Origin of the sequence: Nocardia sp. CA-129566 (genome assembly GCF_050956075.1) — a bacterium.
Taxonomy (GTDB): Bacteria; Actinomycetota; Actinomycetes; order Mycobacteriales; family Mycobacteriaceae; genus Nocardia.
Genome location: NZ_CP192085.1, coordinates 5,195,047 through 5,215,250 on the forward strand (window position 1 = coordinate 5,195,047; position 20,204 = coordinate 5,215,250).

A 20,204-nucleotide genomic window follows, 5' to 3' on the forward strand; every position below is an offset into this window, starting at 1 on the left:
ATGTCCTTAGTGGGTGAACAGCGGATCGGCGGGCAGGCGACGGGAGTCGGCGGCCACCGGGGTCGCGTAGTTGTAGTCGAACAGGCTCGATGGCTCGGGATGCGGGCTGGCGTCGGCGAATTCGACGGCGGCAACTACCTCGGCGGCGACCTCCTGCTCGATGGCGGCGGCCGAAGCCTCGGTCAGCACACCGGCGTGCAGCAGGGCAGCCTGCCACAACACGATCGGGTCGTTCTCGCGGGCGACCGAAACCGCCTCGCTGGTACGGTATTTCGCCGGGTCCACCACGGAGTGGCCCTTGAGGCGGTAGCTGACCGACTCCAGCAGCGCGGGCTTGCCCTCGCGCCGCGCGGTCTCGATGAGCTCGCTCGCGACATCGCGCACGGCGAGCACATCGGTGCCGTCCACACGCTCGCCGCGGATGCGGTAGGAGGACGCGCGCTTCCACAGATCCGGTTCGGCGGAAGACTTTTCGACGGTAGTGCCCATGCCGGTCTGGTTGTTGATCACCAGGAACACGATCGGCAGGTTCCACAGGGCCGCGATATTCAGCGACTCGTGGAACGCGCCGATGTTCGTGGTGCCCTCACCCATCTGGCACACAACCACGTCGTCGCCGCCGCGGTAGTCGATCGCCAGCGCGGCGCCGACTGCCAGCGGAAGCTGCCCGCCCACAATGGCGTAACCGCCGAGCAGGCGGGTGGCGGTGTCGTACATGTGCATGGAACCGCCCCAGCCCTTGGAGGTGCCGGTGGAGCGGCCGTAGAGCTCGGCCATGACGCGTCCGGGCTCGATGCCCTTGGCGAGTGCGTAGCCGTGCTCGCGGTAGTTGGTGAACAGGTAGTCGGTGGGGCGCATGGCCGCGCCCATGCCGATCACCGTGGCCTCCTCCCCCAGGTTGAGGTGGCAGTAACCGCCGATCTTGGCCTGCTGATAGGCCTGCGCGGTGCGCTCCTCGAAGCGGCGCACGAACAGCATGCCGCGGTACAAGCCGCGCAGGGTGCCGGGATCTTCTGTGGCGATACGGGATTGGACCGGACCGGTTACGGCAGCGGCGATCGAGTCGGCCGCGTCTGCGGCCACGCCCGGGTTGATCGCGGCGGCTTCGGGCGGGGCGGTCTCCGCGGTGGTGGCCGGGTGGTCGTCGGCGGCTCGGCTCGCCTTGCGGGCTGGCTTGCGGGGTGCGGTGCGGGTGGTCACGAGGGGTCTCCTCAACGCTTCCGGGGCGGTGCGATGTGTACCGGCAGGCCGAGCCCGGTCAGGGCGGCCTCCATGCCGATCTCGCCGAAGGTGGGGTGGGCGTGGATGGTGTCTGCGAGTTCCTCGAGGGTGGCCTCGAGCGAAATCGCCAGGGCGCCTTCGGCGATCAGGTCGCTGGCCGACGGGCCGATGATGTGCACGCCGAGCACTTCCTGATGCCGCGCGCCCGCGACGATCTTCACGAAGCCCTCGGTCTCGCCGAAGGTCTTGGCGCGGCCGAGCGCTGAGAACGGGAACTTGGCGGTGATCACCTCGTGGCCGACAGCGCGGGCGGCATCCTCGGTGAGGCCGACGCTGGCGATCTCCGGATGGGTGAAGGTCGCGGCCGGGATCACGGCGTAGTCGATGTGGGCGTCGTAACCGGCGATGACGTCGGCCGCGGTCAGGCCCTGGTGCGAGGCGACGTGCGCGAGCAGCGCCTTGCCGGTGACATCGCCGATGGCGTAGACATGCTCCACGCCGGTGCGCAGCTGCCCGTCGACCGGGATGAAACCCCTTGCATCCGTTGCAATTCCGGCCAGGTCCAGGCCGAGCTCGGCGGTGTTGGGGCGGCGGCCGACACCGACCAGCACCACATCGGCGTCGATCTGCCGAGCCTTCGGTCCGCCCACGCCGACGCGCAGCGCGCCCTCCGCCCGCGCGATGCCGGTGACGGTCGAGCCGGTCAGCACGCTGATGCCGCGCTTGCCGAAAGAGCGGCCCAGCGCGACGCCGATCTCCTTGTCCTCCAACGGAACCAGGCGATCCTGCATTTCCACCACAGTGACCTCGCTGCCGAAGGTGGCGAACAGGCTCGCCCACTCCGCGCCCACCGCGCTGCCGCCGATGACGACCAGCCGCGCGGGCACCTCGGTCAGCCCGAACGCGCCGTCGGAGGTGATGACACCGGGCAGCTCGGCGCCCGGCACGGGTAGCAGCGCCGGCACCGATCCGGTCGCAATGATCACGTCGGCGGCGCTGACGGTGCGCACGGCGGTGGCCGTCGGCGCGGCGGCATAGCGCGGCCCGCCGGGGAAGACCGGCGACTGGCCCGCCTCGAACACCTCGACAGTGGTCGAGCCGGTGAACCGGGCATGGCCCTCGATGAGGGTCACGCCATTGGCCTTCAGCAGGCCGCCGACGCCGTCGGTGAGTTCCTTGACGATGCCGTCCTTGCGCTGCCGCACGGCGGCGAAGTCGAAGCGGACATTATCGGCGTGGATACCGAAATCCGCGGCGTCCTTGATGGTCTGGAAGATCTCGGCCGACCGCAACATCGCCTTGGTGGGAATGCAGCCCCAATTCAGGCAGACGCCGCCCGGGCGCTCCTTCTCCACCAATCCGACGCGCAGTCCGCGCTGGGCCGCACGGATGGCCGCGACGTACCCGCCGGGACCGCCGCCGACCACCAGAAGATCGAAATCCGGCACTCGTGGTGCTCCTCATCCTCGAATGAAGCCGACCCACTTGGGTTGCTATGGGTCGTTCACCCGAGTGTTCTGGCTATGAGAAGCACAAACAATGACCTCGAAGTCCACTGATCCAGCGTCCGAATTGGGCGCTGCGCCCAACTTCAGCTGTTGGGACGAGGAGTTTGCTCGGGTCGGTCGCGGGCCTGTCCGCCGAGGTCGAGGGCCGCCAACGCAAGGGAAAGCTCCAGGTAGGAACGCTGTCCCTCCAGCGGGCGGCCGAGCAGTGTGGTTATGCGCTCCAGCCGGTTGATCACCGTGTTCCGATGGCAGTGCAGCCGCGGTGCAGCATTGGCCGCCGAGCGGTTCTCGGCCAGCCACACCGCCAGCGTGCCCAGCAGAACATCCCGCTCCTTGACCGGCAGGTCGAGCACCGGTCCGAGGGCGGACCTCACCAACAGTTGGCTCAGGTCGGGCGACCGCAGCAGCAGCACCTCGGGATAGCGCTCGTCGAGCGAAACCAGCACTCCCACAGCATCATCCGCCACGGTGTCGAGCGCGAGGAGTGCCAGCGCGTGCGCGGTTACGATCTCAGCCAACCCAGCGACCGCAGCGGAGACAGCCGCCCGCCCGCGCACCTGCGGTCGCAGCCGTTGCAGGACGGATTCGACCGATCGATGCTCCAGCGCGACCAGTCCGACCGTGGAATCCGTCCGATCGTGCCACACCGAACGAATTCCCATGGCAGCCAACGCCGTTTCCGATCCTATGTGCAGCGGATGCGGCCCACCACGCGCCACCACCACGACATAGTCCTCGTGCACCGGCAAGTTCAGCTCCCGCGCCGCCCGGGCCGCGAACAAGGCATCGCGGGCCCGCCCCGCGAGCAAGTCCTCGATCAGCCCGTGCCGCCGCCGTTCATCCCGCCGCACCCGATCCAGCTCGGTATTGCGATAGGAAGTGACCAGTGCCGACGACATCCCGTCGATCACCGCCCAGATGGCAGTCCCCATCTCCCGGAACTGCGCGGGCGCCACATCCCCGGCCTTGTCGAGCAGCGCCTCCCACACAATGCGTCCGCCGAGCCGGAACGTGCGCTGCATAGCCTCGAGCGGCACCCCCTGCTCCGCGCGCAACTCACCGATCGACGCCGCCACATCATCGCGCTCAGGCCCAGCAGCCTGCCCGCCGAGCAAATCCAGAATCCGGGTGAGAAACCGCTGGCATCCATCCCGCAGATCCGCGCGTGTCACCGCCGAGTAATCGGTCCACTCCGGGTTGTCGGTGAAGATGGCTGCCATCAGCCGCCGGGTCAGTTCAGGAATCTCGCCCCGCAGTGCCGCAGCCAGTTCCGGTGATCGCAACGCGGGCCCGGCCTTCTTGGGTACCGCCATTCAGCACACGTTACGCCGAGTACCCCGGCCGACCGCATGGAGATAGCGCCACCGGGCGGCGTTGGGCTCACCAACCGTTCGGTCAATGGCGCCCTCGAGCATGGGGTCAGGTTACGGCCTGGACCGCCAGAACCCGATTGCCACCGCCATCGGCGACCTACCCGAAAACATGCGCTGGCAGATCTCGGCGACGATTCGATCCCCACCCGCCCTCGACCCGGGCTGACGCTCCGGGTCGAGGGATGGGCTCCGTGATTTGTCTTCAGAATCCGCGCACGCGGTCGGGGACAACGCGCAGCGGAATCGAGTAGTCGGCGAAGAATTGCTCTCTGGTCATCCCGATGTCGACCAGCCCCTCGGCGTACTTCTCGACGAAGGCATCGAGCTCGGCGGTGGAGGCGCCGCCTGCGTCGGCCCGGGCCGTGCCGGTGAACACGATGACATCGCCGCCGGTTGCGGTGGTATTGAGATTCAACGAAACACGTGGGTTGGCAACGATATTGCGCAGCTTGGGGGTACCCGGCTGGGTGAACACCAGGAACGCCCCGCCCTCCCAATGGAACCAGACCGGATTGGGTTGCGGTGTGCCGCTGGGGCTTACGGTGGTCAGCCAAATGATGGTGTCCTGCACCAGATGTTTGGTGACCTTCACACCGAAGTCGGTGCTCGAGTCGATGAGGGAGGCGGAACTGGACATTCGATCTCCTTGTGGCATGTCAGTCGAATCGGTTCGCACAACGTCAACACCCAACTCTCCGTAGCCATTCCGACGATGAGCGGTCGATGTTCGCGGGCACATCGACGTCGAAGTCTGTCACCGCCTCGATGATTCGCCTGACCTCGTGGTCTGTGATCGCGTGCGCGAAATCGGCCACCGATACGCCGTGGCCGATGCTGAGGTCCGGTTCGGCGCTATCGAACTCTCTGGCGAACCGCTCTTCTCCCAGTGCACCGCGCGCACGCGCGGTGATACGGTCGACATCCATTCGCTCGCCGCTGGCCAGGGGTGCGCCGGTCGAGGCACGCGCCCTCGTCGCCGCGCCGAGCAGTCGAGTTGCCCGGTCGTAGTGTTCGGTCAGGGTCGCAGCGCCCGCGAGCCCCTCGATGGCCAGGGCAACAGCACGGATATCGTCGGTGCGCACGGCCGCCGACAGGCTCTCGGTGTGTAGTGCCCACGCACGGTCGGCATCGCCACGCAGTTCGGCGATGAATCCGAGCTCGGCCAACACCAGGGCCACGCCATTGTGTGCCTCGATGGCGGCGAGCCAGCCCCGCCACCGATTCAGGTGTTTCTCGGCGTCATCCAAGCGACCTTGTCGGCGCGCGCCCAGCCCCAAGCCGATTTCGGCGAAACCCTCACCTAGTCGGTTGGCGTGGCTCGCGGCCAGTCGCATCGCTCGGTGATGCAGTTCGTCCGCGGTCCCGAACTCACCTCGAAGGAGGGCGATGCGCCCGAGTAACGCCAGTTTGTGCGATGTTTCCGTCCAGAGCCCCAGATCCTCGACAATCTGTAACCCTTCGCTATGCAGATCGTTCGCCTCGTCGTAACGCCCCTCGAACTCGGCGAGCACCGCCAGCGCCTCGATGGCTTTGAGCCGGCCCCAGCGGTCCCCGACCTCATCGAAGATGGCCGCGCTCGTCTGCGCATGGTCCCTGACCGTCGCCAGGTCGCTGCGGGCCGTATTCTGCGCGGCGCGCAAGCTCAGTGACGCAGCGATTCCCCAGTTGTCGTCCAACGTGCGGAAGGTGGCCAGGGCGCGGCCGACGCGGTCCTCACTCTCGGGCAGCGCGCCCGAATACCATTGTGCGTAGCCGAGAAACCATTCACTGCGCGCGAGTGCGCGCAGTTCCGCTGCGGTCTCGTCACCGCCGAGGACGGGTGCCGGACTGACCATCTGGTCGGCTTCCCCGATCAGCAAGGCCATGCCGGCCCGCCACCGCAGGATCGTCGCATGCTCCACCGGGCGCAACTCGTTGGCCATCGTGTCCACCGCCGAGAGATAGCGGTGTGCTTCGGTAAGCCTGCCGCGCAGAAACCCGAACCAGATCAACGAATTCACCAGCCGCATGGCGAGGCGCACGTCGCGACGGCCGATCGCGAAATCGGCCGCCTTGCGAATATTGGGTGATTCCACGTCGAGCAGTTCGAGCCATCGTCGCTGATCGGGGCCATGCAGCCCGGCACTGGCGAGCTCGCCGCGGTTGGCGTAGTACATCGCATGCCGCAGCCGCATTTCGAGGAGCATCCCCGTGGTCTCCAGATGCTCGACGCAGTATGCCACGATCGATTCCAGCAGCCGGTAGCGAGGCCCGCGCCGCGATTCCTGCATGATCACCAGGGACCGGTCGACAAGCCGGGTCAGCGCGGTAAGGATCTCGTGGTCGTCGGCCGGGTCGCCGACCAGCGACCGTGCCGCCGACAAAGAACAATCCTCGGCGTGGATCGCCAACCAGCACAACACATCCCGTTCAATCGGGGACAGCGGCTCCCAGCTCCAGTCGATCGCGGCGCGCAGGGTGCGGTGCCGATCCGGGGAATCCCGGAATCCACTGTCGAGCACCTCGAAGCGTCGATCGAGTTGGACCAGCAATTCGTGCACCCCGAGCACCCGGATCTTCGTCGCTGCCAGCTCCAATGCCAGTGGAATTCCATCGAGCCGTCGGCAGATCGCGATGATCTCATCGACATTGGACTCATCGACGCGCAAACCCGGTGACCGCGCGGTGAACAGCTGCACTGCACTAACGGCGCCGAGCAGTTCGGGACGTGTGGAGTCGGCCGACGGTAATTCCAGCGGTTCGACCGCGCTGATAGTCTCACCCCGCACCGCCAGTGGCGCCCGGCTCGTGGCCAGGATTCTGCAATCCGCCGATTCCGCGAGAATCGACTCCACCAGCTGTGCCGCCGCGTCGACAACATGCTCACAGTTGTCCAGCACCAGCATCGCGCGCCGCGCGCGCAGGAATGCCACCACCCGGTCCACCGAATTCAGCCGCCCCGGGGACAGGGACTTCCCGTTGGCCCCCGCTGGGGCATTCACGTCGATGCTCAGCACCGAAAGGACCTCATCCGCCAGCACTTCCGGCCCGTGCGAGCGGTCGAAGGCATCGAATTCGACCAGCCAGATGCCGTCCGCGAAGCTGTCGACCATGCTGTGCGCAACGGCCAGCGCGAGGCGGGATTTGCCGACACCGCCGGGGCCGACGAGAGTGATGAGCCGATCCGATACGAGGCTGGCCCGCACCTCGCGCACGGCCGCGTCCCGGCCGATCAGCGCGTTCGGAGGCTCAGGCAGATTGTGCCCGAATGTCCTGCCCTCCAACGGTATCGGATCCGATTGCGGATCGACGTTCTGTTCGAGAATGGCCCGATGCAGATCGACGAGCTCTCGGCTGGGGTCGGCGCCTCGCGTCTCGGCGAGCAGGGTCCGCAGTTCGTTGAAGCTATCGAGCGCATCAGCGGCCCGGCCGGACCGGTACAACGCGCGCATCTGAACCGACCGCAGCCTTTCGCGCAACGGATGCTCGCGGACCAGTTCGTTGATCTCGCCGATCAGCATTCGATGCTCGCCGAGTTCGAGACGAGCCTCGGCCAACTCACTGCGTGCCGCGATCCGCGCCTCGTCGAGGGAAGCGGCAACCTCGTCACGGAAGGGCAGATCGACGAAGTCAGCGAAGGCCGGCCCGCGCCACAATGCCAAGGCCTCATGCAGGAGGTTCGCCCGCGCCCGGAGATCGGTCGAAACCTGTACCCGCGCAACGAAATCGAAGAACCGCGTCGAATCCAACCGGTGCGGCTCGGCACGAAAGAGGTATCCGGCCGGCGTTGTCACAATGTACTCCCGGCCTCCGGGCTCGGCCTCCTCGAGCGCGCGGCGCAGCTGAGACACTTTGGTGTGCAACGACCGGGTCGGATTGCTCGGCGCGGATTCGGGCCACAGGTCCTCGATCAGCCGATCGGTGGACACCGGTACACCGACATGGCCGATCAGGTCGGCGAGCAACGCCCGAACCAGCGACTCCGGTATCGACACCGCGTCGCCGAGATCCGTAACGACATCCATTGACCCCAACACGCCGAAGTGCACGCCTCGATCCTACTCAGGTCATTTTGCAATCAAGCGATCGAAAGTCCCACGGTCGCTTCATAAGTGGGCCCGAAGCAAACCCGAAGGTCCTTCCGACACAATGGTGTCGAACGACCGGCCGGGGCCACCGTGGCGAAGGAGCCGATCACCGAACGGTGGCCTGATCGTTCATCGCGTGTGTCACGATCTGCGCCAACGCGGGCCGATCAGGTCTCGCCGACCGGACCTGGGGAGGACTCCGAATCCGGGACCGACACCGCACCAGCGCCTCCAATGTCGCCGGCGCTCGGACAATGGGGTTCAGCCAGCGCGTCCCGTGGACCCCTGCCGTTCCGCCGCGCATTCGGGCGACCGACGAAGTTCGTTGGCGCCCAACGCGTTCGGAATCCGGCCGTCCGTGAATCGTCAGCTCGTGGACCGCCGCACCAGGGGAAATCGTGTTGTTCAGTGTTCTCGGGCCGCTCGAGGTCCGACATAATGACAAGCCACTGCGACTCAGTGGCGTGAAACAGCGGGCAACCCTCGCGTACCTACTTCTGCATCCCAATTCCGTCGTCCCGGCCAGCCAGTTACTGGATGCCTTGTGGCCCAACGAAGCGATGCCGACCTCGGCCCGGAAAATTCTGCACAATGCGGTCTGGTCGCTGCGCAATCTCTTCCCGGTCGGCAACAGCGAGCCGATTGCGCTGATCAGGCGCCCGCCGGGCTATGTCCTCGAGGTCGATACCAACCGCATCGACCTGCATCGGTTCTACCAACTCGCCGACCAGGGTCGAACCGCGGCGACAGCCGGCGATCTGGACGCGGCCGCCGTGCGACTGGCCGAATCGCTATCGCTGTGGCGCGGTTCGGCCCTATCCGATCTCACCGAGCACGGTATCGATTGGCCCGAGCTGGCTGCCGCCGAGGACGCGCGAATGTCGGTGTCGGAGGACTATTTCGAGATCGAACTGGCGCGCGGAAATCACGCCAAGGTAGTCGACTCGCTGAGTGCGCTGGCCGACTCCGGCCAACTGCGTGAACGATCCTGCGGGCAACTCATGCTCGCGCTGTACCGCGGACGGCGACCGTCGGAGGCTCTGGCCGTCTACACGGCCTGGCGTAACTCCCTCATTGAGAATTACGGCCTCGAACCGGGTTCCGAACTGCAGCAACTACAGCAGGCCATTCTGCTGCAGAGTCCGTCGCTGACGCTGCCGGATGCCGAGCCCCCGCACCATGAGCCCATCACGGTGGTTGCGCCGACCGACGAAATCACCCGATCCACCGTGCTGTCGGTCCAGATCGAGGCGGGCGGGACGGAGGATTCGATCGCCGACAACCCGACCATGGGTGAACGCTATCTGCCGGCCATTCGGGCGACGGCCGAGTCACTCGGTGGCATTGTCGTAGGCGTCATCGGCACCACCGTGATGACGGCGTTCCCCGAACCGTGCGAGGTGTCGGAAGTGGTGGCCGCGGCGATGCAGCCGCACGAGTGGATCACCACGGCCCGAACCGAATTCGCGTCGCGGATCAAGCCGCGCTTCCGGGCCGCGGTGGTAACCGGGGAGGCGGAGGGGCGAGTCCCTCGCGCCTATGCCGATCTACGCAACTCGAGCAGGTACGCCGATCTGTTCGACGAATGCGAACGCCTGCTGCTCGAAGCACCTTACGGAGTGGTGACGGTGAGCGAACGCACGCGTCTCGAGACCGAGCATGTGATCCGCTATCGGCGGCAGCCGACCGGGCACTGGCTCGCGGTGGGCATCGACACCGCGGACGGGCCGGATGCCGAAACCGACCCCGACGTCCGGATGCTGTTCGGCCTGCGGGAGCGGGTCCGGCAGCGAGCGGCGTCGCATCTGGTCGCGGTGGTCGCGCCCGCCGCGACGAGCGCCCGACGGGTTGCCCGCACATTCCGCAATACCCTACGCGGGCAAGGGGATTCCGAACTGATCCTGTGCGCCCGCTTCGGCGGCGGCGATCAGCTCGAGACGCATCGGACGATGCTGGCCGCGGCGTGCGGGTTCCGGGTCGGTGACACGCCCGCGTGGATCTCGGCGAAACTGGCCGACGCGGCGGGCCATCCGCTGCGCCCACCGGTCGCGGCGCGCAAGCTCGCCGAGGCGCTGTATCCACTCGCCACCGAGACGGGGACCGACGATCCGGTCCAGGTCCGGGTGATGCTCACCGCCTGGACCGAATTGCTGTGCGCCAAAGCCGGACTGTGGCCGACGACGCTGATCTTCGAGGACGCCCACCTGGCCGATCAGGTCAATCTGGACTTTCTCGAAACGCTGCTCGACAGTGCCGAACACGCCCCGCTGCTGGTGGTGCTGACCGGCGAGGGTTCGCTGGCCCACAGCCGGTTCGCGCGCATCGCGGGCACCCGGGAGTCCACCCTCATCACCTCCGATATCCGGCCCGGGCGACGACCCTCCCATCGGCGGCCGACGACCGCCCATCTCACCGCAACGACCGATCAGCACGCGACGGCCATCGCCGCGAGCTGATGCGAATCATCCACCTCGGCAACCACATTCGAAGAGGAAGCGACCCTATGACCGAACCGCTGTTGATCCGCCCGGACGATGCGCGCTACCGCGGGCTGATATCAGGCTCCAATACCCGATGGGTGGGATCGCCCGACTACATCCGGCTGGTGTGGTCCACCGAGCAGGTGGTGGCCGCCTTGCAGCAGGCGGTCGACGATGATCTGCGCGTCGTGGTGCGCAGTGGCGGCCACTGCGATGAGGACTTCACAGCCAACGGCAAAGTCCGGGCGGTGATCGACATATCGGGAATGGACACGGTGCATTACGACTCGGCGATGGGCGCGTTCGCCGTCGCTGCGGGGGCCACCCTCGGACGGGTCTATTCGACGCTCTACAAGGGCTGGGGGGTGACACTGCCCGGCGGTACGTGCCCCACCGTCGGCGCGGGTGGTCATGTCGCCGGCGGCGGTTACGGTGCGCTCTCGCGCCTGCACGGGCTCATCGTCGACCACCTGTATGCCGTCGAGGTGGTCGTGGTCGACGCGGACGGCAGGGCACGAGCGGTCGTCGCGACGCGGGAACCCGATGATCCCCACCGGGATCTGTGGTGGGCGCACACCGGTGCGGGCGGTGGCAATTTCGGAATCGTGACCCGGTACTGGTTCCGCTCGCCCGAGGCCGTCGGCGACGATCCCGCCGGGCTGCTGCCCACCCCGCCCGCCGAGCTGATCGTCTCCGACATCTCGTGGTCCTGGGACGAGCTCGACGAGGCCGGATTCACCCGCCTGGTCACCAATTTCGGCGAATGGCACGAACGCCACGCGGGCCCCGACTCCGACCACCTGAGCCTGTACAGCCAGTTGAAGATCCAGCATCGCTCGGCGGGATCGTTCCGGATGAGCACCCAGATCGACGCCGCCGAACCGGATGCCGAGCACACTCTCGACGCCTTCCTGGCTGCGGTCGGCGCGGGCACGGGCGCGACCTACACGGTCAACGACCGCAGCCGGGTGCCGTGGTTCTACGCGGTGCACGAATGGTTCGGATTCGTCGAAGCCGCGGTGGCGCGCTGGAAGGTGAAGTCCGCATATATGCGCCGCGCGCTGCCCGCACCTCAGCTCGACGCGCTGTACCGGCAACTGACCCGCGAGGACTATCCGCACCCGTATGCCATGGTCGCTCTGGTCAGTTATGGCGGCCGGATCAATGCGGTGGCCACGGACGCGACCGCCGCGGCCCAGCGCGATTCGATCCTCAAACTGATGTACGTCACGTTGTGGACCGATCCGGCCGAGGACGAGCGGCACGATCGCTGGATCCGCGAATGCTATGCCGACGTCTACGCGATGACGGGCGGAGTGCCGGTACCGGGCGAGGCGACCGACGGCTGTTTCATCAACTACGCCGACGCCGATCTGGCGGACCCGGCTCACAACAGCTCGGGAATCCCCTGGCACCGCCTGTATTTCAAGGACAATTACCCGGCGCTGCAGGCCGCGAAGGCGAAATGGGATCCGCGCGAGGTGTTCGCGCACGGCCTGTCGATCCGACCGGCCTGAGACGGCGGTCTCGATGGGCGACGACGCTGTCGCCCATCGAGATCTCACCTCAACGCCGCTGTCGACGCCACGAGGTGGCGGGTTCCTGCGCGGGCGTCGGCAGTGTCCACACCGCCGCCCGGACCGGCACCCCGGGCCGCGTCGGCCGCGACAGGGCGGTCAAAGCCAGGACCAGCGCGACAAGTTCGTCGTCGTCCGGCTGGCCCGACTCCACCACCAGGACCGGCTGCTCGCCGCTCACGCGGGCGGATTCCCGTGCTTGCGGTCGGGCAAGGGCGCGTGCTTGGCGCTGAGCATGGCCAGGCTGTCGATGAGTACAGCCCGGGTGTCGGCGGGGTCGATCACATCGTCGACCAGGCCGCGCTCGGCGGCGTAGTACGGATGCATCAGCTCCTGCTGGTATTCCTTGATCCGCTGGGCCCGAACCAGATCCGGGTCCGCTGCGGAACCGATCTCCCGGCGGAAGATCACCTGGGCGGCCCCTTCCGCGCCCATGACGGCGACCTCGTTGGACGGCCAGGCGAACGACAGATCGGCGCCGATGGATCGGGAATCCATGACGATATAGGCGCCACCGAAGGCCTTGCGCAGGATCACCTGAACCCGCGGGACGGTCGCGGCGCAGTAGGCGTAGAGCAGTTTCGCGCCGTGCCGGATGATGCCCGCGTGCTCCTGGTCCGTGCCGGGCAGGAAGCCGGGCACATCGACCAGGGTGACGATGGAGATATTGAACGCGTCGCAGGTCTGCACGAAACGCGCCGCCTTCTCCGACGCTTCGATATCGAGCACGCCCGCCAGGACGCTGGGCTGATTCGCCACGATGCCCACCACTTCACCGCCGAGGCGGGCGAAGACACAGAGGATATTGCGGGCCCAGTGCGCGTGCACCTCGAAGAACTCGCCGTCGTCGACGATTTCGTCGATCACGGCCCGCATGTCGTAGGCCTGGCTCGAATCGGCGGGCACCAGGTCGGTCAGGGCGTCGTTGCGCCGATCGGGCGGGTCGGTCGGCTCCGAGGCGGGTGGGCGCTCCCGATTGTTCGCCGGCAGCAGGGAGATCAAGTAGCGCACATCGTCGAGGCATTCCTCCTCGGTGTCGTACACGAATCCCGCCACGCCCGAATCGGAGGCGTGGACATCCGCGCCGCCCAACTCATCGTGGGACACCTGCTCGCCGGTCACGGTACGCACGACATCGGGGCCCGTGACATACATCTGCGAAATGCCGCGCACCATGAAGACGAAGTCGGTCAGGGCGGGCGAGTACGCCGCGCCGCCCGCGCACGGTCCGAGCATCACGCTGATCTGCGGGATCACGCCCGAGGCACGGACATGGCGGCGGAAGATGCCGCCGTAGCCGGCCAGCGCGGTGACGCCCTCGTGAATCCGCGCGCCCGCACCGTCGTTCAGGCCGACCAGCGGTGCGCCCGCGGCCTCGGCCAGGTCCATGAGCTTGTGGATCTTCTCCGCGTGCGCCTCCCCGAGCGAGCCGCCGAAGATCCGGAAATCATGACCGTAGGCGAAGACCGTGCGACCGTGGACCTTTCCCCAGCCGGTGACCACACCGTCGGTGTGCGGCTTGCGCTCGGCCATGCCGAACGCGGTGGCCCGGTGCCGCCGCAACTGATCGACCTCGCGGAAGGTGCCCGGGTCGAACAGCAACTCCAGCCGTTCCCGCACGGTCAGCTTGCCGATCGCGTGCTGCCGTTCGGTCGCCGTGTGCGGAATTCCGTGCACGGCATCGTGTTTCACGCCGTGCAGTTCGGCGACCCGGGATCGCAGGGGCGCGCTCGTGGCGGGCCGTTCGATGAGTTCGGTCATCTGTGCTCACTCTGTTCCGGCGCCGGGAAATGGCCCGACTCGATGAAGAATTGGACATAGGTTCGGAAGAGTTCACCGGACACCGGCGGGCAAGCGATACTGCTGTCCACCAGCATGGCCTCGGTCTCGGACACATCGATGGCCGGGTAGAACGCCGAGGTGTCGCCGATCATCGCCTCAAAGGCGTCGAGCAGCGGGACCAGCGCGTTGTCTCCACTCGAGGCGACCGCGGCGAGCCAGTCGGTCCGGTCGCGGTCGGCGATCGGATACCCCATCGCCCGCAGCCGGTCGACCAGTTCGGGCAGCCCCACCCGAAGGGGATTGTGCAGGTGGAAGGTTCGCTCGGCGGCCTCGGGCCGCCCGGCCAGGGCCACGATGGCGGCGCTGACGTAGTCCACCGGAGCCAGGTGGAAGTAGCCGTCGCCGACCGGCGGGACCGCCCGCGCCTGAATGATGCCCTTGAGCGTGAGCCAGACGAAGTCCCGGGTCTGGCACGCGCCGTGCCGCTGATCTCCGGAGATCACGTCGACCCGGTACACCGAGACCGGCAGTCCGCGTTCACGCGCCAGCGTAATGTTCTGCTCGGCAACCCATTTCGTGCGCAGGTACCCGCTGGGCAGGGCCTCGGGCGGGCCGGTCGGGTCGTCCACCCCCAGCGCAGCGCCGTCGGCGGGTGCGCCGGCGAATACGCCGACGGTCGATACGTAGTGCACCGGCACCGTGCGGTGCCGGGCGGCGAGCCGCAGAATCTCCTCGGTGCCACCGACATTGGCGTCGCGCAGTTGCTGGTACGGCTGCAGCCAGTGCACAGTCGCGCCCGCGTGGAAGACCACGTCGACCGAGCGGGCCAGCTCGTCGAAATCGGCTTCGGACAACCCGAGCCGTGGGGCCGCGAGATCGCCCACGATGACCCGGACCCGGCTCAGGTCCACCTCGTCGGCCACCCGGTAGAACTCGAGATTCGAGACCAGCCGCAGGGTGGCGGCCGCCTCGTCCGCGCCCCGGATCACGCAGTGCACCACGGCATTCGTGGTCGCCATGAGATCGCGGAGCAGGAACGCGCCCAGGAAGCCCGAGGCACCGGTGAGCAGCACGTGGCCCGGATCGGTGGCCACGCGGACCACGGTGTCCGCGGGCCGGATGTCATCGGCCAGCCCGACCTCGCCGCCGAAGTCGATCGCGTCGGTGACGCGGTCGTCGCGGGACTCGGCGAGGATGAACGCCGCCAAGGTCTCCGGGGTCGGGTTGTCGTAGGCGACGGTGGCGGGCAGCCGGGTACCGAACGCGGCTTGGAGCCGATTGCGGAATTCGACCGTGGCCAGCGAGTCGAAGCCCGATTCGCTGAATTCCCTTGTGCTGTCGAGGGCTTCGGCACTGTGGTGGCCGAGCACGGCGGCGGCCTCGCGCAACACGATCTCCAGCACGATCGCGTGTCGCTCCTCGGCGGACCGGCCGCGCAGGAGTTCGGCGGCCGAGACGGTCGCCTCCGCATTGCCCGCCACCGAGCGCTGGGTGGGTAGCAGACCCGACAGCAATCGGGTCGGCCGGGAGCGAATCGCCGACAGGGTGAGCGGGGTGGCAACGAGCAGTGCCTCCCCCGACCCGGCGGCCGCGTCGAACAGTGCGAGACCGGAATCGGCAGGCAGCGGCGGGAAACCGCCGCGGGCGATCCGCTGCTTGTCGGCCTCGTCGAGATGTCCGCTGATGCCGCCCTCCTGCTCCCACAGGCCCCAGGCGATCGAGGTCGCGGGCAGGCCCAGTCCGGCGCGGTGGGTGGCGAGCGCGTCGAGGAAGACATTGGCGGCGGCGTAGTTCGCCTGCCCCGGGCCGCCGATGATCCCGGCCACCGAGGAGAACAGCACGAACGCGGTGAGCTCCCGGTCGAGGGTGAGCTCGTGCAGCAGCCAGGCGGCGTCGGCCTTCGGCCGCAGGACCGCGGCCAGCCGGGCCGGGTCGAGGTCGCCGAGCAAGCCGTCATCGGTGGCGCCCGCGGTGTGCACCACCGCGGTCACCGGGTGTGCGGCCAGCACGGCGGCCAGCGCATCGCGGTCGCTGGCGTCGCAGGCGGCGATGGTCACCTGTGCGCCCGCCGCCGACAGTTCGGCCCGAAGTGCCTGCGCCCCGGGGGTTTCCGGGCCGCGGCGGCTGATCAGCACCAAGCGCGAGACACCGTGCTCGGTAGCCAGGTGACGGGCCACCATGGCGCCCAGCGAACCGGTGCCGCCGGTGATCAGCACACACTCCTGGGACCATTGGACCGGCGTCGGCAATGCGACGCGACGCAATCGCGGCACCAAGACCCGACCCTCGCGGACGACGAGCTGCGGTTCCCCGGCGGTCACCACCGACGACAGTACGGCCACCGACGCCGGGTCGTCGTCGATGTCGACCAGCACGATCCGGCCCGGCAGCTCCGATTGGGCCGAGCGCACCAGACCCCACACGCTCGCGGCGGCGATATCGGTACCGCCGAATCCCATGGCCGACTTGGTCACCACGACCAGCGGAGCGGCGGTGCGGTCTTCGACTGCGAACCACTGTTGCACGAGAGTCAGTGCGCGGCGGCCGAGTTCGTGCGCGCCGGATACCGGGTCCGCGGTCGGCGCGGGACCGATCGGGGCCAGGATCGCGTCGACCGGTTTGTCCGTGGCGGCGGCGCCCGCCAGATCCGCGAACAGCGTCATCTCCCCCACCTCGGGCAGGGCGGCCGTGCCCGAGATCGCGCCCCAGCGGATCGTGCGCCCGGTGACCGCCGCGGGCACCCAGTCGACCGTGAAGGACAGCTCGTCGATCTCCGGCCGAGGCGCAGCCGATTCCGGCGGTGCGATCGTGGTCGCGGTCAGGGCACGCAGGCTCGCGACGGGCGCGCCCATCCGGTCGGCGAGCAACAGCGTCGTCGAGCCGTCGGCGCCGGTGCGCGCGAGCACCCGCAGGGCCGCCGCACCGGTCGAATACAGTCGGACCTCACGCAATTCGCGTACGGTGCCCCGCGTCACGGCCGCCAGCGCGGCGTGCAGCAGAACCGGGTGAACTCGGAAATCGGCTGCCTCGGCACCGAGTTCGTCCGGCAGGGCCACTTCGGCGTGGCGCTGCTGGTCCGATAGTGCCGGGGGCCAGTCGGCGAGTGCGAAATCGGGGTCGCCGATGCGCAACCGCACCGTGCCGCGGGCGTGCGGGATCCACGCTCCGGAGGATCCCGCGACTCTGGAGTGTATCGACACCGCTCGTTCGCCGGACTCCGTCACCCCACCGACCCGCGCCTGGATGTGGAGGTCCGCCCCGGTCGGCATGGCCAGCGGGGTGAGGACGGTCAACGCGGACAGCTCGCTGCAGCCGAGCTCGTCCGCGGCGCACGTGGCCAGTTCCACCAGCACGGCGGTGGGTACCTGCGCGCCCGGTTCGATCCAGCGCTGTCGCCGCGACAGCCGGCCCGTGGCCACCACGCCGTCGGCCGCGCTGTCGGCCAGGTCGACCGCGACGTCGAGCACCGGATGGCCGAGGGCCGATCCGGTGCCCGCGGACCTGGTCGCGGTGTCACCGGCCCAGTGCCGGGAGCGCTGAAATGCATAGGTGGGCAGGTGGATTCGCCGGGCACCGGTCCCCGCGAACACCTGTTCCCAGTCGAGCTTCACGCCGTTGGCATGCATGGCGGCGACAGCGGCGAGCGCGGCCTCGTCATCGCGCGCGGTGCGGCGCAAGACCGGAATCGCCACATGGGGGCGATCCTGGAGGGTCTCGTCGACCAGTGCGCTCAGGATCGCGTCGGGACCGATCTCCACGAACTTCGTCACCCCGGCCGCGGCCAGTGCCTCGATGCCGTCGGCGAAGCGGACCGTCGCTCGAATGTGGCGCGCCCAGTACGCGGGATCAGCGTGGTCGCCCGGGGCCGCGAGCGCCCCGGTCACGTTGGACACGATCGGGATGCGTGCCGGGCTGAACGTCAGCCCGCGGGCCACCGCCTCGAACTCGCCCAGGATCGGGTCCATGTGATGCGAATGGAACGCGTGGCTGACCGCCAGGGGTCGGGTCCGGATTCCGCGGCCCCTCAGGGTTTGCGCGACCGACTCCAGATCCTCGACCGATCCGGCGAGCACCACCGACGCGGGTCCGTTGACACCGGCGATACACACCCGGTCGGAGAGTTCGTCGAGCACGTGGTCCGCGCCGGCGCGCACGGCGAGCATGCCGCCGCGCGGCAGCGACTGCATGAGGCGAGCCCGCGCCGCGACCAGCTTCGCCGCGTCGGCCAGCGACAGCACCCCTGCCATCTGGGCGGCAACCAGTTCACCCACCGAGTGGCCGGTGACGTAATCAGCCCGGATGCCCCAGGCCGCCACCAGCCGCGCCAGGGCGAATTCGACGGCGAACAACGCGGGTTGGGTGACGGCGGTGTCGTCCAGTCGGTCCCCGACGGTGATCTCGGTCCGCAGCGGTCGTTCCAGCAGTGCATCCAGTTGGGCGCTGACCTCGTCGAACGCCGCGGCGAAGACCGGGAAGGCCGCGTAGAGCCGCATTCCCATGCCGAGGCGCTGCGCGCCCTGGCCGGTGAACACGAACGCGGTCTTGCCCGCCCGGGCGGCAATCGGATCGGCGGCCAGACCGGCGATCAATTCCTCCCGGTCCCGGCCGAGCGCCGAGGTCCGGAATTCCAACGGGGTGCGGGTGGTGGCGAGCGAGTACGCGATATCCAGATCCCGTGCCGCCGAACCCGCGGCGAATTCCCGCAGCCGGGCCGTCTGTGCCCGCACCGCCGCCGCCGTCTTGCCCGACACCGGCCACGGCAGCACCGGCAGCCGCACCGACACCGGTTGCGATTCAACCGATTCCGCTGTGGGAGCCTGCTCGACGACGACATGGGCATTGGTGCCGCTCACGCCGAACGAGGACACCGCGGCCCGGCGTGGAGCCCCGGAGTCGGGCCACGGGCGCGCCTCGGTCAGCAGGCGCACGGTCCCGGACGACCAATCCACATCCGGGCTGGGCGTCTCGGCGTGCAAGGTCTTGGGCGCGACGCCGCGCCGAATGGCTTCGATCATCTTGATGAGCCCGCCGACGCCCGCCGCCGCGACCGAGTGCCCGATATTGGATTTCAGCGACCCCAGCCACAACGGGCGAGCCGAAGTGCGTTCTCGCCCATAGGTTGCCAGCAGCGCCTGGGCTTCGATCGGATCACCCAGCCGGGTCCCGGTTCCGTGCCCTTCGACCACATCCACCTCGGAGGCGGACAGTCCGGCGTCGGCCAGCGCCGCGCGAATCACCCGCTCCTGGGACGGTCCGTTCGGGGCGGTCAGTCCGTTCGAGGCCCCGTCCTGGTTGACCGCCGAGCCGCGCAGCACCGCGAGCACCTCGCGTCCGGACGTCACCGCATCCGAAAGACGCTGCAGCGCCAGCAGACCCACGCCTTCCGACCATCCGGTGCCATCCGCGCCCGCACCATACGATTTGCACCGGCCATCGGCGGACAAGCCGCGCTGACGCGAGAATTCGATGTAGCCGCCCGGATGTCCGTAGACCGTGACCCCGCCGGCCACCGCCAGATCGCATTCGCCGCGCCGCAGGGCCTGCGCCGCGAGATGCACGGCCACCAGCGATGACGAGCACGCGGTATCCACGGTGAGTGCGGGACCCTCGAATCCGAAGGTGTAGGCCAGGCGGCCAGACACCACGCTGCCCAACCGTCCGGTCATGGCGTAGCCCTCGAGTTCCGGGGGCGCGGCCAGGTCCAGGTAGCTCTGTTCACCGGCTCCGACGAATACTCCGGTGCCACTGCCGCGCAACGACATCGGGTCGATACCCGCCGATTCGAACAGTTCCCAGGCGGTCTCCAGCAGTACCCGCTGCTGGGGATCCATGGCCAGCGCCTCACGCGGGGAGATGCCGAACAGTGCGGCGTCGAAATCCGTGGCGTTGTCGATGAATCCGCCGTATCGGGTGGTCGAGGTGCCGACCTGATCGGGGTCCGGGTCGTACAGCGCCGCCACATCCCAGCCGCGATCGGCGGGCCATTCGGAGATCGCGTCGGTGCCCGCGGCGACCAGGTCCCACAGCGCCGCCGCCGAGGTGACGCCGCCCGGATACCGGCACGCCTGGGCGACGACCGCTATGGGTTCGGAGGTGGTGGATTCGAGTTCGGCGATGCGGCCCTTGGCCTTGGTGAGTTCGGCTGTCGCCCAGCGCAGGTACTCGACCAGTTTGGTGTCTTCAGGCATTACTGGGG

General features: G+C 68.3%; 9 protein-coding genes and 1 pseudogene. 2 read left to right on the forward strand and 8 right to left on the reverse strand.

Annotation, left to right across the window (positions count from 1 at the left end; genetic code table 11):
- Positions 1 to 6: 6 nt before the first annotated feature.
- The 5 genes from pdhA to ACQP0C_RS22505 form a co-directional block, all read right to left on the reverse strand.
- Positions 7 to 1,200, reverse strand: coding sequence for a pyruvate dehydrogenase (acetyl-transferring) E1 component subunit alpha (pdhA, locus tag ACQP0C_RS22485; RefSeq protein WP_433722775.1), 1,194 nt, complete (start codon positions 1,198 to 1,200; stop codon positions 7 to 9).
- Between the two features lie 11 nt (positions 1,201 to 1,211).
- Positions 1,212 to 2,669, reverse strand: coding sequence for a dihydrolipoyl dehydrogenase (gene lpdA / locus ACQP0C_RS22490; RefSeq protein ID WP_433722777.1), 1,458 nt, complete (start codon positions 2,667 to 2,669; stop codon positions 1,212 to 1,214).
- A 143-nt stretch (positions 2,670 to 2,812) separates the two neighbouring features.
- The gene (locus ACQP0C_RS22495; protein WP_433722779.1) at positions 2,813 to 4,042 is read right to left on the reverse strand and encodes a PucR family transcriptional regulator; all 1,230 of its coding nucleotides are present in this window, start codon (positions 4,040 to 4,042) and stop codon (positions 2,813 to 2,815) included.
- A 262-nt stretch (positions 4,043 to 4,304) separates the two neighbouring features.
- Complete coding sequence (locus ACQP0C_RS22500) at positions 4,305 to 4,739, reverse strand: TIGR03667 family PPOX class F420-dependent oxidoreductase (protein WP_433722781.1); 435 nt, start codon at positions 4,737 to 4,739, stop codon at positions 4,305 to 4,307.
- Between the two features lie 43 nt (positions 4,740 to 4,782).
- The gene (locus ACQP0C_RS22505; RefSeq protein ID WP_433722783.1) at positions 4,783 to 8,130 is read right to left on the reverse strand and encodes a BTAD domain-containing putative transcriptional regulator; all 3,348 of its coding nucleotides are present in this window, start codon (positions 8,128 to 8,130) and stop codon (positions 4,783 to 4,785) included.
- 503 nt (positions 8,131 to 8,633) lie between these two features.
- On the opposite strand from ACQP0C_RS22505, the gene ACQP0C_RS22510 reads away from it, so the two are divergent.
- Positions 8,634 to 10,625: a BTAD domain-containing putative transcriptional regulator gene (locus tag ACQP0C_RS22510; protein WP_433722785.1), complete on the forward strand. Its 1,992-nt coding sequence runs from the start codon at positions 8,634 to 8,636 to the stop codon at positions 10,623 to 10,625.
- Positions 10,626 to 10,672: 47 nt separating this feature from the next.
- Positions 10,673 to 12,166 (forward strand): FAD-binding oxidoreductase, encoded by a 1,494-nt coding sequence (locus ACQP0C_RS22515; RefSeq protein ID WP_433722787.1) that lies wholly within the window; start codon positions 10,673 to 10,675, stop codon positions 12,164 to 12,166.
- Positions 12,167 to 12,215: 49 nt separating this feature from the next.
- Here the strand turns inward: ACQP0C_RS22515 and ACQP0C_RS22520 are convergent, their stop codons facing one another.
- The 3 genes and pseudogenes from ACQP0C_RS22520 to ACQP0C_RS22530 all read right to left on the reverse strand — a co-directional run.
- The gene (locus tag ACQP0C_RS22520) at positions 12,216 to 12,407 is read right to left on the reverse strand and encodes a hypothetical protein (RefSeq protein ID WP_433722789.1); all 192 of its coding nucleotides are present in this window, start codon (positions 12,405 to 12,407) and stop codon (positions 12,216 to 12,218) included.
- Complete coding sequence (locus ACQP0C_RS22525) at positions 12,404 to 13,987, reverse strand: acyl-CoA carboxylase subunit beta (RefSeq protein WP_433722791.1); 1,584 nt, start codon at positions 13,985 to 13,987, stop codon at positions 12,404 to 12,406. Before ACQP0C_RS22525 ends, ACQP0C_RS22520 begins: the two co-directional genes overlap by 4 nt.
- Positions 13,984 to 20,181, reverse strand: a pseudogene (locus ACQP0C_RS22530) (type I polyketide synthase); the annotation flags it as partial. The gene ACQP0C_RS22525 and the pseudogene ACQP0C_RS22530, both read right to left, overlap by 4 nt.
- Between the last annotated feature and the right edge of the window lie 23 nt (positions 20,182 to 20,204).

Coding starts and splice junctions, on each gene's coding strand:
- ACQP0C_RS22525 (WP_433722791.1), bottom strand. CDS start 13,987: ATGACCGAACTCATCGAACGGCCCGCCACGAGCGCGCCCCTGCGATCC.
- ACQP0C_RS22500 (WP_433722781.1), bottom strand. CDS start 4,739: ATGTCCAGTTCCGCCTCCCTCATCGACTCGAGCACCGACTTCGGTGTG.
- ACQP0C_RS22515 (WP_433722787.1), top strand. CDS start 10,673: ATGACCGAACCGCTGTTGATCCGCCCGGACGATGCGCGCTACCGCGGG.
- ACQP0C_RS22495 (WP_433722779.1), bottom strand. CDS start 4,042: ATGGCGGTACCCAAGAAGGCCGGGCCCGCGTTGCGATCACCGGAACTG.